We start from the raw sequence: 14,097 nt of genomic DNA, 5'->3' as shown, positions 1-14,097 counted from the left end.
CTAACGAACCATCAGGGTAATGTTTCCAGAGGCGATGATTACCGTGATACTTAAAAAAAACATGAGTGAGACAATGGCCAATGCGGCGAAAATATAAATCATGCTTTTACTTATAATGTCAAGGCATTTTATTACAGGTCCTCCGCCCAGCGGCTGCAAAAGACTCGCTGCCAATTTATAGACAAAAGAAATCATCAGGATTTTTATGGCGGGAAATGTGGTAATGAGCAAGAGAATGATGACACCTGACAATCCCACTGTATTTTTCAAAAGGACGGAGGCACTAATGACCGTATCCGTTGCATCGGTAAACATGCGCCCTATGACCGGTATAAAGTTACCTGTCACGAATTTGGCTGTCCTGATCGTCACTCCGTCAGCTACAGCTGAGGATGCTCCCTGAACGGAGATCACACCAAGGAATATGGTCATGAATGCTCCAAGGATCCCGATGGCAAAATTACGGAGAAGTTGTGCCAGCTGAGTCACTTTGTAATGTTCGGTCAACGTGCTGACTATGCTTAAAATCGCTGCAAAGAATAATAACGGAAGGACGACGAACTGAATCAAGATGCCGCTTGTATTCATCAAAAACATCAATACCGGATGAAAGAAGGCTGCCGATACAAGTCCGCCTGAAGCAGCTATCAATGCCAAGAGTAAAGGGATGAGCGCCATTAAAAAGGAAATCATCAAATCTATCGTATCTTTTGTATATTCAATCGCCACATGAAAACTGTTAAGTGCCAAAATGATCAGCACCATATAAACGATTGCATAAGCGACCTTACTTACGGAGCTTTGCTCGAACGCATTCTGCAAAGACTGGAGGAACATGCTGAAAACGGTTAATAAAATGAGTGACCCCAGCAGCTTTCCATTCACGAGCAGTTCATGAAAAATGAATTTTGTGATTCCCTTAATCCATTCATCAAAAGAAAATTTCTTATCGCCGCTTACAAAATCCATGAAGCTCCCTTTCTGGCTTTCCGGTAAGAATCCTCCATATTCCGTAACGATGCCATCCCAATATTGTTTGAGCTCATCGACGCCCAGCCTTTCTATTTGGGCTTGTACCAGTTCGGACTGCATGATCGGCTCTTGATCAACTTCACCATTTTCTGGATTTTCGGCAGCTTGTCCAATAGATGCATGCAAAAAAAAGAGTAAAACGAATAGTATGGATAAGTAAGGCATCCGCTGCTTCATACATTCACCTCATTGACTAGTAGGAGTAATCCATTAACTTGGGAGCATCTGTAGAATCGTTTCGATAATGACCGTCAAAATCGGAATCGCCATGGCAAGAATCAAGATTTTTCCGCTTAATTCTATTTTGGAAGCGAGCGAACCTTGCCCTGCATCTTTTGTAATTTGGGAAGCGAATTCTGCAATATAGGCAATTCCGATTATTTTTAAAATGGTCTCTAGATACACGGTATTTACATTCGCATTAACTGCAATTTTTTCTAACATTAAAATGATTTCGTATATTTTGTCAGCTAAAAAAAGAAAAATGGAGCATCCTACAAAAACAACAAGCAGGAATGCTAAATTTGGTTTTTGCTCTTTGACGATCAGTGCCAAAAAGGTGGCAACTAGGGCAATGGCCACGATTTTTATGATTTCAATCGCGAATCCCTCCCTTACTGAAATAGAAATACAGATTTAATTTTTTGAAATAAATCCTCTACTACAGAAGCAACCATGAATAAAATATAGATAAATCCGAAAAGTGTCACCCACTGGGCATATTCCTTCTTCCCAACCTGATCGAGTATCGTGTGAAGAAATGCCACTACAAGCCCCACACCCGCTATTTTAAATATGATGTCCACGTCAATGCCCATTTTCATTCCCCCCACATATTCCTACATCAGCAAGATGATCAATAATAGCCCTGATAAAAAACCAAGACTTTTCATCATTTTTTCATATTTCCCCTGGCGGTCGAGTGCATCGGTTTCTTCCCGTTCCAGATGTGCCATCGTTAGCATGATTTGCTTTTGCTGATGATATTTATCGCTTTTCCCAAGCGTCTCCCCAAACTGTGAAAGAATCTCGAATTCTCCCTGTTTTAAAGCAAGGGATTGCCATATTTTCTTCAAACTATCATCCCATGCTTCTTTGACGGTGGTTTCACCTGACTCGAGTCGATTTGCAAATGTATCGAAAAAGCTGGACAAAGGTTTGGCCATCTGTTTAGAAAGTTTCCTTGCCGCTTCTTTCAAGGGTGTATGACCGAACATGATTTCAGCTTCAAGCGATTGCATGGCGACTTTCAGCTGTCTCAGTTGACGGGGCCTCATACTTAATTTTTTCGCCGCTTCAAAACCCGCCCAAGTCGTCGCTATAATAATTATCGCTGCTCCTATTAACTTAAACATGCGGGTTCACCCTTTCTCCCAAGTAAATGGGAACCCCTGCTGCATCAAGGACTTTGTAGCTCCTCCTACCGGATTTACTTCTTTTTAATTCAATAAAGCGTTCAAAGATGTTTTGCTTTAATATTTCAGCGATAATGGGTCGCTTCTTGATTTCATCCAGTGTATGGCCATGCGTGGTTATCATGAGTTTAATACCTGCATTCACGGCTTCCAGCACAGCCTGCGTATCCGCTTCGCGGCCTATTTCATCCACGATCAATACATCCGGGGACATCGAACGGATCATCATCATCATCCCTTCCGCTTTAGGACATCCATCGAGAACATCAACTCTTGTTCCGAATTCGAGCTGCGGCACTCCATGCACACATCCGGCAATTTCTGAGCGCTCGTCCACTATCCCCACCTTTTGAGGGGCAATGCCGAGTTTTTCATTACCACTGGATATCATTCTTGCAATATCACGTAATATGGTCGTTTTTCCCGTTTGCGGAGCACCGATCAACATGGTATGCTGCCATTCCCCGTCATATAAATATGAAGTGAGAGGTTCAGCTGCACCTATTTTTTCACGTGCAACCCGAATATTGAATGAGGAAATATCCCTGATCGCTTTGACCGAACCATTTTCCAGGATCACCTTGCCAGCAAGCCCCACCCGGTGTCCGCCCGCTATGGTTATATATCCTCGCTTTAATTCTTCCTCAAGCGTATATAACGAAAATTGACCTATATTATTCAATAATTGATCTGCATCCGAATGGGTCACTTCATAGGGAAAAAAGTATGGTTCCCCCCCTACAATGACCTCAAGCGGCCTTCCAACCCGAATTCGCAGTTCTTCCATCTTATCGATCATCATCGGTGTCATACCGCGGAGTTGCTCGTATAAACTTTTCGGTAAAAAAGAAAGAATCGTTTCCATTTTGACAATCCTCCTGTATACACCACTTTCAATAAAATATATGCCGACAAGCCCGCAATGATGACAGGCTATTAAAGAAACGGACCATTTATTGATTTTTTTATAACTTCCTGGATCTAAAAAAGACCGAGAAATTAATCTCGGTCTACGTCTTTTTATTTTAAAAAAGTTTCAGTTGATTTCAGAAATCCGCTCCCTTTCCGCCGACAGTCTGCCAAGCCTCCTCAGCGCAAGCGCCTGTGGGGTCTCGGCTAGCCAGTTATTCGGCAGGAGTGTCGCAAATTTCTTCAATCCTATATAGGTTTCATCCAATATAAAAAATAAACCATGAAGGATAACCAAGTCTTGTTTTAAAAACACGGTTCGGATACATTTTTCATTTAAAAGTTTCAGTTGATTTCAGAAATCCGCTCCCTTTCCGCCGACTGTCTGCCAAGCCTCCTCGGCGCAAGCGCCTGTGGGGTCTCGGCTAGCCAGTTATTCGGCAGGAGTGTCGCAGTTTTCTTCAATCCAGTGAGGGTTCCACTCCATAAAAAAGTAAAACATGAAGGGTAACCAAGTCTTCTTATAAAATCATGGTTTGGGATGAGACCATACGGACCTTCCAGACTGGGAACTTGAGGAGATGAGGTTGCTTATTAAACATGATCATGATTCGATCAGCATGAATGATTACTTTGGACCAACTGGTGCCAGCTTGTAAAATGGAGATTAAAGAGGACTATCGTGTGTACAAATCATCCAATTGCATTTGTGCAGGACTCGTTCATCTTTATCACAGTGTTGTACAGAAAGTAAGGACCTTCAGAAACTGGTGGCACTCCATATTGGCAGGAATATACGGAAGAAGCAGATCATCTGCGTCATCATGAAGTCCAATCCCATAAAAAATCAAAAAGGTTTCGGAATGAAACCATTCCGAAACCTTTTTGTCTGCAATTTGAGACCGAGAAATTAATCTCGGCCTTCTTTCATTTATGCACGTGATACGTAAGAACCTTCATTTGTATTGATCAATAGTTTGTCACCTTGGTTGATGAAGAATGGCACTTGAACCGAAAGGCCCGTCTCAAGTACGGCTGATTTCGTGCCGCCTGAAGATGTATCGCCTTTAATTCCAGGCTCAGTCTCCGCCACTTCTAGTTCCACTGTGTTTGGAAGCTCGACACCAAGTGTTTCCGCTTGGAAAGTCATGATATGCACTTCCATATTTTCCTTTAGGAACTTAAGTTCACGTTCAATGCTTGAAGCCGGGAGCTCGATTTGGTCATACGTTTCGTTATCCATGAATACATGGCTGTCTCCACTTGCATAAAGGTACTGCATCTTGCGGTTTTCAATATGTGCTTTAGCAACTTTTTCACCAGCACGGAATGTTTTCTCCTGGATTGAACCCGTACGAAGGTTACGAAGTTTAGAACGTACAAAAGCTGCACCTTTACCAGGTTTAACGTGTTGGAACTCGATAACCTGCCAAATTCCATTATCTACTTCAATCGTAACACCCGTGCGAAAATCGTTTACAGAAATCATAAATTTGTCCTCCTACATGTACATGTTTACAGAATGATTAACTCTTTAGTTGAATGAGTAAGTGCTTCGTTACCGTCAATTGTAACGATTGTATCATCTTCAATCCGCACTCCGCCTACGCCCGGTAAATAAATGCCCGGTTCAACGGTTACAGCCATACCTGGTTCTAAAATGATATCAGACCTAAAGGATAATGCTGGACCTTCATGAACTTCAAGGCCGATTCCATGTCCGGTCGAATGTCCAAAATACTGCCCATATCCCTTTTCTTCAATTAGATTTCGAGTTAGTGCATCCGCTTCCCTGCCAGTCATACCGGGTTTGATCCCAGCCATTCCTCTCAGTTGAGCTTCTAAAACAATGTCATAAATATTAATAAGTTCTTCACTTGGCTTGCCAACCGCTAATGTCCGAGTGATGTCAGACACATACCCGTTATAATATGCCCCGTAATCCAATGTGACAAAATCGCCTTTTTCGATGATTTTATTAGTAGCCACTCCATGCGGAAGTGCGGACCTTATGCCGGATGCTACTATGATATCGAAGGAAGAAGAAGTTGCCCCTTGTTTCCTCATAAAGAATTCAAGTTCATTGGATACATCCAGTTCCGAAATCCCTGGACGCAGGAAATCCAGTATATGCGTAAACGCAGCATCAGCAATAGCAGCCGCTTCCTTTAATATCTTAATCTCTGATGAAGTCTTTATCAAGCGTAAATTCTCAATAACCCCAGACACCGGCAAAAGTTGGCCATCAATGGCCGCTTCATAAGCTTTATATGTAGCATAAGTCAGGTGCTCTTGCTCAAAACCCAGCTTGCCGATATTCATCGCTTTAGCCTGCTTGCCGACTTCTTCGATGATGGTTCCTTTGTGTTGAACGACTTCATAGTCCGGTGCCTGCTTGCCCGCTTGTTCCACGTATCTGAAATCAGTGATGAATTTAGCTTCTTTTTGGGAAATGAGGACAACGCCTGCACTTCCCGTGAAGTTGGTCATGTATCGGCGGTTATATGTACTGGTGATCAAAAAACCATCAATGCCCACCTTTTCCATCGAAGCTCTTAAGCGCATTAGTTTATTCATTTAATTTCCCCCTTTGCAATCTTTGTGATCGCCTGCAACGCCAATTCATAACCGTGTATCCCCAAGCCGACAATCTGTCCCGCCGATACCGCAGCGGTCACTGATTCATGTCGGAAGCTTTCACGGGCATGTATGTTCGAAATATGCACTTCCACCACTGGAACATCAATTCCGGCTATTGCATCACGAATCGCATAACTATAATGAGTAAAAGCCCCAGGATTAATGATAATCCCGTCGATCCCATGATCCTCTGACCAATGGAGCTTGTCGATAATCGCTCCTTCATGGTTAGTTTGAAAAGTGGTTAATTCCACATTTAACCCTTGTGCTTGCAGCATTAATTGCGCTTCCACATCCGCAAGCGTCGAGGATCCATAATGTGCAGGTTCCCGCTTCCCCAAGCGATTTAAATTCGGACCATTGATTAGTAAGATTTTTGTCATCATCAAACACCTGCTCATGTTAAAAGAATGCTTTCCATGAACATTCTATCATAATTACAAATTGTCTTACTACTTTTTTACAACCAAGAAGCAATCAGCTTTCCGATTGCTTCTCGGACTTGTTTTTATAGCGTAAATATTCCTGATGATCGTATGATATAGAAAACCCTACAAAAAGACCGTATATAATAAAAATGCATACACTTGTTATAACCGTATTTGCTGACATTTTATAAAAGGTTGGCAAATCGATGAACATCGGTTTCAGGACAAATACAAGCAAAGCCCAGCAGACCACCCCCAAAATAATACCCGGAAAAATACTCTTCATCCTTTTAAAAAGACTATAGTATATAAAAGCGATTCCCACGGATAGAATTCCGAATAAAATCATGGTCATTACCGTACCGAGCCAATGATCGATCCAGGTCATATTTGACCACGAAGTCAGTATGAATTTTGGGCTAAAATCCATAAAGTTAACATAATGGGCTAGAATCCCGATAAAACTGGCTAAAGCCCCCCCTACAAAACCGACAGCAAGTACATTGTAGATTAACATGTTTTGATATTCCTGTTGAATTTGTCCATTTTCATTAGAAGACATATCAAACACCTCCGCTACGTAGTATGCCCTTTGTTAAATAGAACTATTTTTTTTATTATTGGGGAGGAGAATCACTAGAGGTTTTGTGATTAATTCTGTATGATTAAATCATAAATAATCTGCTTTTTTCAGAGGAAAATCCCCTTCCTCTGTTGAAATTTATAATGTACACAGGATAATACCTTCCTGTGATTCAACATTCAAAAAGCAATTGCAGGGGGTAAAGCTTCCATTCCATTTTGGAGGACCGCCTTAAACCCTTGTGATGCTTGATAATACACATGTTAGCACCCATGAGAGAGCTACGTGAATAACTATTAGGTTGGTGTAGAAATGTCTGAGGTTCAAAAACCCGTTTATGGAGGGCAGGCTGTAGTGGAAGGCGTCATGTTCGGTGGCAAACATCACACAGTCACTGCGGTACGCCGCAAAGATTCGACGATTGTATATTATCATCTGCCGCGTGAATCAAAACCTGTTGTAAACCGCTTAAAAAAAATACCGTTTCTACGGGGTATCGTATCACTGCTTCAGTCAAGTGCCACCGGTTCGAAACATCTTAACTTTTCAACTGAACAGTATGAAGAAGAAGACGGGGAAAAAGAGGTCGAAACGAAAAAAGAAACGAAAGACCCCTCTAAATTAAGTCTTTGGCTAGGTGTTGCCGTGATCGGTGTGATCTCCTTCCTTTTTGGGAAATTGCTTTTCACCTTGATTCCTGTCTTCCTCGCAAAATTGACAGAACCCATTTTCAGTGGCCATACGGCTCAGGTATTAGTGGAAAGCTTGTTCAAGCTGATCTTACTGCTCGTATATATTTATGTAGTTTCCTTGACGCCATTGATCAAGCGGGTCTTTCAGTATCACGGAGCAGAGCATAAGGTGATCAATTGCTTTGAAAGCGGAAAAGAATTGACGGTTGCAAACGTGCAGGCAAGTTCCCGCCTTCATTATCGCTGTGGCAGCAGCTTTATTTTATTTACTGTCATTGTAGGGATGTTTGTCTATCTTCTTGTACCAATTGATCCGCTATGGGTTCGTGTCGTCAATCGCATTTTACTTATCCCCGTCGTGCTCGGCATTGCATTCGAAGTCTTGCAGTTGACTAACAAAGTAAGGGACACTCCCATCCTGCGTTACCTTGGCTATCCCGGCCTTTGGCTTCAGTTATTGACAACCAAAGCCCCTACCGATGATCAAGTCGAAGTCGCATTGGCATCCTTCCAAGAACTGTTGAGGATGGAAAAAGAGACAGAAAAAGGTTTAGATTCGGATGTAATTGTGTAAAACATCTATACACATTTTGATGATGAAAAATCATATACTAACTAAATGAATGATCTTCATTTTTTTCAAATATTTCACAATTAGAATGTTTAAAATAAGCTAAAAATGCTTATGATGCTCTTAAGGAGGTGTCTTTGTTGAAACGTTTCATATCTTTCATGATATACGGAATCATCGCCCTCGGAGTCCTCGGACTATTGAGCCGACTATTTAATGACCCGATTGGCTTTTTTAGAAACATTCTCATAATAGCCATTGTCGCAGGGATTATTTATATGATTTATACCGGATTAACAAAGGGAAAACCAGTTAAGAAAGAGCAGCAAGCATTCCGAAAGGCTGCCCGCCAATCGAAAAAAAGGCTAAAAAACCGAACTTCGAAAAAGGATAATGTGGCTAGCTTCTCTGCAGCAAAATCATCAAAGAAAATAAAATGGAGAAAGAAAACGGATAGTCACTTAACCGTCATCGAAGGGAAAAAGAATAAAAAGAAAAATCGGGCTTCTTTTTAAGAGCCCGATTTTTTTATTTAACATCAATAAGTCCATTTTTTAAGGAATTCTTTTGTACATTGCCTGCCTTTATTGATCAATTCACCCTTTTTTTCATCATCCAGATTAAAATCCATTGCAGAAATTCCCTTCATCGGGATGAATACAATATTATGGACGTGTTTCTTGGAAATATACCGTGCATCATGGGCATCTTTCATCGTTTTAAATAGTGCGGAGAACAATTCGACCGCATTGTCCACCTCATGCGGTTTCCATATCTCATCGACGCTTAACCGCAAGCCAATGACCGGTCTTTCCTTTCTAACATGATCTGAATTGAATAACCACATTGGAAAATTGCTTAACACACCTCCATCAACAAAAAGGAACTTGCTTTTTCCGACATTAAGTTTGACTGGCTCAAAGAAATAAGGAATGCTGCAACTCATTCTTACTGCCTTTGCCACTGGAAAAGCACTCGGGTCTATTCCATAATTCGGCAAATCATCAGGCAGTACGACCAATTTTCCATTTGTAATGTCAGAGGTTATGATACGGAGTGATTTCGGCCGAACATCCTTAAAGGTGACTACATTCCTTTCGGCAAGTTTACCGGCGACCCATGCTTCCAAGGCGTTGCCTTTATAAAGGCCCAGTTTCCAGTATAAAAGAAGCCATTTGGCAAATGGGATAGGCAAAAGGCCACGCCTTTTATCCAGCAGGCCGCTTAAATCTATATCAAGAAAAAACTTTTCCATTTCTTTTCCCGTGTACCCAGCCGCTACGAATGCTGCAATTATGGATCCTGCACTCGTACCTGCTGTTCGATGGAATACAAATCCCTTTTCTTCTAATTCCTGCAGGGCTCCCACTAAACCATAGCCTTTAATCCCGCCACCGGAAAAAACGCCGTCAATAATCATAGCTGCCCTCCCCTAATCCGGTCTTTACATTTCTAAGCAGGATTAGAGCGATTTATGACAGTTTTAAAAAGAAAATTGCCTTGATTCAGGTAAAATACTGAATTTCCGCTTTCGGGAAGAATTCCGCTATATACCCCCGAATGGTCGTTTCCAGCTCTGCTGCTTCCTCGTTTTGATAAACATATTTACCAATTCCATATCGGCCCCATTTATATTTACGCTTCGTTTCGTCCAGTTCCAATTTTGTTTTCGGATAGTTTTTTTGAATCACTTTTTTTGCTGGACCAGTGAACCGATGCTGGATTAATTCGAAAGTCAAGTCAGGGATATCCACCCCTTTTAATGCCTCACTCAACCGTTCGAATAATTCATGGTAGCCCTCCTTCCATGCTTCATGACGGTATATTGGAGCTACGATAAAACCCAGGGGATATCCGGCACCTGCCACTTTACGTGCCGCTTCCATCCGTTCTTCGAAGCTCGAAGTCCCGGGTTCGAAATTCTTTATCACATAACGTGAATTTATACTGAAGCGAAATCTCGTTTTTCCATTATGTTCAGCATCCAACAGATGATCGACATGATGGAATTTAGTGACGAACCTAAGAACCCCATATTCACTTTTCCCAAAATACTCTATGGCCCTTTTTAACGAATGTGTCAAATGATCAATTCCGACGATATCCGATGTACAGGCTGCCTCAAAACGGGTAATTTCAGGCTTTCTCTCATTTATATATTTTTCGGCTGCCTCGAAAATCTCGTCAAGATTCACATATGTCCGAATATATGGCTTTGATCCGAGTGTCGTCTGTAAATAACAATAGTGACAATGCCCCATGCACCCTGTAGCAAGAGGGATGGCATATTCAGCAGATGGCTTTGAAGAATCGAATTTCAATGTTTTTCTGATTCCTACCACGAGTGTCGATTTGGCGACACGATATTTTTGCAGATCATTTTCTCCAGGAAGATCCCTAATTTGGTTATGCGATGTGGTCTCACGGATTTCAATGTTCAAATCTTCGAATTTCTTCTTCAATTCCCGGCCAAGCGGGTATTCCAATGCCCTCGGCTCGATATATACTAACTGTGGCATAAATGGTTTCATTTCGATCTCCATTCTTTTTTCGATTTGTTCATACTTTCAATCGAACTACACAATCTAATTCATAAGGATAGTTTTTCTTTATTCTTTTATCCTCATGATTGTTTTTACTTGGAAATTCAAAATGAAGGAGATGCGATATGGCTAATAAACGAGACTTCTTGACAAATGGAATGGGAAAACAAACGATCACCGTTCAAACAGATAATAAATTTCCAAATCCAAGGAATATACCGGGAGACTCGGTGGATGAATTTTCGGTATTGAAAGATGGCAACCAATATCTAGCCGAAAAGGAAATAGGGCAGCAAAATGGAAATGGTTGATTGAACGTGAAAAGAAGACCGAATTTACGATGATTCGGTCTTCTTTATTGATATTTAATTGAACAGACTGTCACTGCCCTGGATTAATGACTCTAAAAAAAAAGCCGTTAAGATAGCTTTGCAGCATACTTAACGACTTCCTTTGCATCAGCTTAAAGCCCGCATTTCAATTGCGCTCCGCAATTCGTGCACGTATTGCATCCGCCCATTTCCTGAACTTCACCCTTACGGCATACGGGGCAAGTGTTACCCACTTCCGAACCAATTGTAACATTCGTCGAACGCAGCTCATTTATCGTATCGACCAATACAACTTTTTTCTTTTCTTCCACATCTGTCAATTCATCCATTTCAAGCTGCTCGTCCATTTGGTTTTCTTCCGCTTTGAGCGTAAGGACCTGACTGTCACGGCTGCCATCCACATATACCGTTCCGCCTTTTGCTCCGCCTTTGTATAGACGTTCATATACCTTTTCAACTTGTTCGACAGTATATCCTTTTGGAGCATTGACCGTCTTGCTGATCGAGCTGTCAATCCAGCGTTGAATGATGCATTGAACATCAGCATGTGCTTCTGGAGCTAATTCCATAGCTGAAATGAACCATTTTGGAAGCTCTTCTGTATCGACTTCTGGATGGCGATCCAAGTATTCCTGTACAATGTCAGCCTTAACTTCAATGAATTTACCAAGACGGCCGCTGCGGAAATACGTGAAGGAGAAATATGGTTCAAGACCTGTTGATACCCCAACCATCGTTCCTGTACTTCCCGTAGGAGCCACTGTCAATAAATGAGAGTTACGGATACCATGTGCAGCAACACTTTCCCTGATATCTTCCGGCATTTTTTCCATAAATCCGGTTTGTGTGAAACGTGTTCTAAGCTCATTGGTTTCTTTGTCCGTTGACCCGATCAGGAACGGGAAACTGCCTTTTTCTTTAGCAAGTTCCACTGAAGCCCTGTAAGCTGTGGTCGCAATCGTTTCAAACACCTTGTCAACCAGGATATTTCCTTCTTCAGAGCCATATTCCGTTTCACAGTAGATCAACAGGTCATGCAGACCCATTACACCAAGTCCAACCCGTCGCTCGCCCAGTGCCTGTTTTTTGTTTTCATCCAAGAAATAAGGAGTTGCGTCAATGACATTGTCCTGCATGCGCACACCGACTTCAACTGTCTGCTTAAGTTTCTCGAAATTAACCGTTTTGCTTTCTTTATCAGCCATTTCAGCCAGATTGACAGCCGCAAGGTTACATACTGAATATGGGGCCAATGGCTGTTCTCCACAAGGGTTCGTGGCTACGACCTGTTGACCGTATGCTTTGGCATTCGTCATTTCATTAGCATTATCGATAAAGAAAATACCTGGTTCAGCTGAATATGTTGCACAAATGTTTATTAAGTTCCAAAGCTCTTTAGCCCGGATTTTACGGTAAACACGGACTTTATGGCCCATTTTCTCCCATTCGCGAACATCACCGACATTATGCCATTCTTCATTGTAAATGGCCATTTCTTCGGCATTATAGCTTTCAACATCAGGAAAACGCAATTCATATTCCGCATCTTGTTCAGCCGCTTCCATAAATTCCTTAGTCAGGCAAATAGAGATATTGGCTCCAGTCAGGAAATCCGAATTATGAACACTGTACGTTCCGCCTGTACGGATCTTTTCCTCTGCATCCCTAATGATTTTCTCGCTGAACCCGCCTTGGCCAGGAATCTCCTTATAATTGATGATCCCTTGATACATAGCCGTTTCCTGTTCCGTGTGCGGCGTGAATTTCAATTTATCCGTCGCATATTTCTTGATGGCTTCATCTTTAGTGTTTTCCACTAGGTAACGCAAAATCCTTGGATTTTGCATTTTGGAAATGATGAACTCTGCAATATCGGGATGCCAATCAGCAAGCATGATCATTTGCGCGCCTCGTCTGCTGCCGCCCTGTTCAACAAGATGCGTCAGTTTTGCAATATCGTCAAGCCATGACACTGAACCCGAGGATTTTCCATTTACCCCTTTTGCCAGAGTGTTTCTTGGACGCAGTGTCGATCCGTTCGTACCCACTCCGCCGCCGCGGCTCATGATTTCCATCACTTGTTTCCTATGTTCTGAAATACCTTCACGTGAATCCGGTACGAATGGCATTACATAGCAGTTGAAATAAGTAACATCCGTATTGGAACCTGCACCGTATAATACTCGGCCTGCCGGGACGAAATTAAGGTTCTTTAATTCTTCATAGAATTTATTGAACCATTCCGTTCTTTTTTCTTCCGTGGTTTCCACTGATGCCAATCCCGTTGCATTACGTTTCGCAATTTGTTCATAGTATATTTCAAGCGGCTTTTCGATTATATCCAACGGACGGTTTACAATTCCCGTCTCGACTTCTTCCGGATTATCCAATACGCCACGGAATTCTTCATCCACCAATACCTTGGCTTTTTTGGTTTCCCAATCAATTTCAACGATGTAACCGAGACCCCTTGCCGGGAATTTCGGATCTTCCTTAATCGTCAACACGACGAAATCGCCTGCCGAGAGTGTGATTTTTTCAGTATCCTTAAAAGAATAGCGGTCAAGCATGACTAGACGGGACACTCCCTTATGCGCCATTTTCATATCAGCAGTTACAGGGTGAACCTGGGGAAATAAAGAAATATCCTTATTCAACCTTTCTAGATCAACCTTTAAAGCTTCTTTTATTACAACCGACATAATTCCCTCTCCTTTATATGTTTCATGATCCGTTCTTGCTGCCGCAAAAATCCTTATGTAGCCTTACATGTCCGTTTCGCTTAACAAGTACCCTAAATCTATCATAGCGAAACTCAAAAATCAACATATAGTGTCGCATTAAATATTTCAACTACTATATATTGTGTTTGTTTTGAATAACTTTTAATTTTGTCAAACGTTAAATCAATTAATATAGTTAGCAAAAGGGAGGAAAATGTCGATTTACAAT

The 14,097-nt window shown here is 41.8% G+C and carries 16 protein-coding genes; 3 read left to right on the top strand and 13 right to left on the bottom strand.

The annotated features are described in order from the left end of the window. The 10 genes from spoIIIAE to AC1DIV_RS06240 all read right to left on the bottom strand — a co-directional run bounded on the left by spoIIIAE (window position 1) and on the right by AC1DIV_RS06240 (window position 6,986). Window positions 1-1,209: a stage III sporulation protein AE gene (gene spoIIIAE / locus AC1DIV_RS06285; protein ID WP_048681800.1), complete on the bottom strand. Its 1,209-nt coding sequence runs from the start codon at window positions 1,207-1,209 to the stop codon at window positions 1-3. 33 nt (window positions 1,210-1,242) lie between these two features. Beyond that, complete coding sequence (gene spoIIIAD / locus AC1DIV_RS06280; RefSeq protein WP_223255841.1) at window positions 1,243-1,623, bottom strand: stage III sporulation protein AD; 381 nt, start codon at window positions 1,621-1,623, stop codon at window positions 1,243-1,245. A 23-nt stretch (window positions 1,624-1,646) separates the two neighbouring features. After that, the gene (gene spoIIIAC, locus AC1DIV_RS06275; RefSeq protein ID WP_034308319.1) at window positions 1,647-1,850 is read right to left on the bottom strand and encodes a stage III sporulation protein AC; all 204 of its coding nucleotides are present in this window, start codon (window positions 1,848-1,850) and stop codon (window positions 1,647-1,649) included. Window positions 1,851-1,871: 21 nt separating this feature from the next. Continuing rightward, the gene (spoIIIAB, locus tag AC1DIV_RS06270; RefSeq protein ID WP_034308322.1) at window positions 1,872-2,387 is read right to left on the bottom strand and encodes a stage III sporulation protein SpoIIIAB; all 516 of its coding nucleotides are present in this window, start codon (window positions 2,385-2,387) and stop codon (window positions 1,872-1,874) included. Continuing rightward, window positions 2,380-3,312 (bottom strand): stage III sporulation protein AA, encoded by a 933-nt coding sequence (spoIIIAA, locus tag AC1DIV_RS06265; protein WP_477575998.1) that lies wholly within the window; start codon window positions 3,310-3,312, stop codon window positions 2,380-2,382. Before spoIIIAA ends, spoIIIAB begins: the two co-directional genes overlap by 8 nt. 171 nt (window positions 3,313-3,483) lie before the next feature. Then, the gene (locus tag AC1DIV_RS06260) at window positions 3,484-3,672 is read right to left on the bottom strand and encodes a hypothetical protein (RefSeq protein ID WP_477575997.1); all 189 of its coding nucleotides are present in this window, start codon (window positions 3,670-3,672) and stop codon (window positions 3,484-3,486) included. Between the two features lie 615 nt (window positions 3,673-4,287). Further along, entirely contained in the window at window positions 4,288-4,845 is a 558-nt protein-coding gene (efp, locus tag AC1DIV_RS06255) for an elongation factor P (protein ID WP_034308328.1), read from the bottom strand. A gap of 26 nt (window positions 4,846-4,871) precedes the next feature. Beyond that, entirely contained in the window at window positions 4,872-5,933 is a 1,062-nt protein-coding gene (locus AC1DIV_RS06250) for a M24 family metallopeptidase (protein WP_477575995.1), read from the bottom strand. Next, window positions 5,930-6,379, bottom strand: a complete 450-nt coding sequence (gene aroQ, locus AC1DIV_RS06245) for a type II 3-dehydroquinate dehydratase (RefSeq protein ID WP_034308334.1) — start codon at window positions 6,377-6,379, stop codon at window positions 5,930-5,932. Before aroQ ends, AC1DIV_RS06250 begins: the two co-directional genes overlap by 4 nt. 94 nt (window positions 6,380-6,473) lie before the next feature. After that, window positions 6,474-6,986, bottom strand: a complete 513-nt coding sequence (locus tag AC1DIV_RS06240) for a YqhR family membrane protein (protein WP_477575993.1) — start codon at window positions 6,984-6,986, stop codon at window positions 6,474-6,476. A 333-nt stretch (window positions 6,987-7,319) separates the two neighbouring features. Here AC1DIV_RS06240 and AC1DIV_RS06235 point away from each other — a divergent pair, with 333 nt between their 5' ends. Beyond that, window positions 7,320-8,273: a DUF1385 domain-containing protein gene (locus tag AC1DIV_RS06235; protein WP_340876907.1), complete on the top strand. Its 954-nt coding sequence runs from the start codon at window positions 7,320-7,322 to the stop codon at window positions 8,271-8,273. A gap of 137 nt (window positions 8,274-8,410) precedes the next feature. Then, window positions 8,411-8,785, top strand: a complete 375-nt coding sequence (locus tag AC1DIV_RS06230; RefSeq protein ID WP_048677789.1) for an SA1362 family protein — start codon at window positions 8,411-8,413, stop codon at window positions 8,783-8,785. Window positions 8,786-8,808: 23 nt separating this feature from the next. Here the strand turns inward: AC1DIV_RS06230 and AC1DIV_RS06225 are convergent, their stop codons facing one another. Both AC1DIV_RS06225 and splB read right to left on the bottom strand, forming a co-directional pair. Beyond that, complete coding sequence (locus AC1DIV_RS06225; RefSeq protein ID WP_340876908.1) at window positions 8,809-9,690, bottom strand: patatin-like phospholipase family protein; 882 nt, start codon at window positions 9,688-9,690, stop codon at window positions 8,809-8,811. An 85-nt stretch (window positions 9,691-9,775) separates the two neighbouring features. Then, window positions 9,776-10,801, bottom strand: coding sequence for a spore photoproduct lyase (gene splB, locus AC1DIV_RS06220; RefSeq protein ID WP_034308346.1), 1,026 nt, complete (start codon window positions 10,799-10,801; stop codon window positions 9,776-9,778). A gap of 137 nt (window positions 10,802-10,938) precedes the next feature. On the opposite strand from splB, the gene AC1DIV_RS06215 reads away from it, so the two are divergent. Continuing rightward, window positions 10,939-11,124 (top strand): hypothetical protein, encoded by a 186-nt coding sequence (locus AC1DIV_RS06215; protein ID WP_477575992.1) that lies wholly within the window; start codon window positions 10,939-10,941, stop codon window positions 11,122-11,124. Window positions 11,125-11,276: 152 nt separating this feature from the next. On the opposite strand, the gene AC1DIV_RS06210 is transcribed toward AC1DIV_RS06215, so the two are convergent. Then, on the bottom strand, window positions 11,277-13,847 hold the full coding sequence (locus AC1DIV_RS06210) for a vitamin B12-dependent ribonucleotide reductase (protein ID WP_477575990.1): 2,571 nt from the start codon (window positions 13,845-13,847) through the stop codon (window positions 11,277-11,279). Between the last annotated feature and the right edge of the window lie 250 nt (window positions 13,848-14,097).

Source organism: Peribacillus sp. 05N428, from assembly GCF_056397085.1.
Note: the sequence above shows the minus strand (reverse complement) of the source record. Positions and strands in the feature narration are given on the sequence as shown.

What these genes read in the sequence shown, in the direction of transcription:
- spoIIIAE (WP_048681800.1), bottom strand. Translation starts at nt 1,209, where the DNA reads ATGAAGCAGCGGATGCCTTACTTATCCATACTATTCGTTTTACTCTTT.
- spoIIIAC (WP_034308319.1), bottom strand. Translation starts at nt 1,850, where the DNA reads ATGGGCATTGACGTGGACATCATATTTAAAATAGCGGGTGTGGGGCTT.
- spoIIIAB (WP_034308322.1), bottom strand. Translation starts at nt 2,387, where the DNA reads ATGTTTAAGTTAATAGGAGCAGCGATAATTATTATAGCGACGACTTGG.
- spoIIIAA (WP_477575998.1), bottom strand. Translation starts at nt 3,312, where the DNA reads ATGGAAACGATTCTTTCTTTTTTACCGAAAAGTTTATACGAGCAACTC.
- efp (WP_034308328.1), bottom strand. Translation starts at nt 4,845, where the DNA reads ATGATTTCTGTAAACGATTTTCGCACGGGTGTTACGATTGAAGTAGAT.
- AC1DIV_RS06250 (WP_477575995.1), bottom strand. Translation starts at nt 5,933, where the DNA reads ATGAATAAACTAATGCGCTTAAGAGCTTCGATGGAAAAGGTGGGCATT.
- aroQ (WP_034308334.1), bottom strand. Translation starts at nt 6,379, where the DNA reads ATGACAAAAATCTTACTAATCAATGGTCCGAATTTAAATCGCTTGGGG.
- AC1DIV_RS06240 (WP_477575993.1), bottom strand. Translation starts at nt 6,986, where the DNA reads ATGTCTTCTAATGAAAATGGACAAATTCAACAGGAATATCAAAACATG.
- AC1DIV_RS06235 (WP_340876907.1), top strand. Translation starts at nt 7,320, where the DNA reads ATGTCTGAGGTTCAAAAACCCGTTTATGGAGGGCAGGCTGTAGTGGAA.
- AC1DIV_RS06225 (WP_340876908.1), bottom strand. Translation starts at nt 9,690, where the DNA reads ATGATTATTGACGGCGTTTTTTCCGGTGGCGGGATTAAAGGCTATGGT.
- splB (WP_034308346.1), bottom strand. Translation starts at nt 10,801, where the DNA reads ATGAAACCATTTATGCCACAGTTAGTATATATCGAGCCGAGGGCATTG.
- AC1DIV_RS06215 (WP_477575992.1), top strand. Translation starts at nt 10,939, where the DNA reads ATGGCTAATAAACGAGACTTCTTGACAAATGGAATGGGAAAACAAACG.
- AC1DIV_RS06210 (WP_477575990.1), bottom strand. Translation starts at nt 13,847, where the DNA reads ATGTCGGTTGTAATAAAAGAAGCTTTAAAGGTTGATCTAGAAAGGTTG.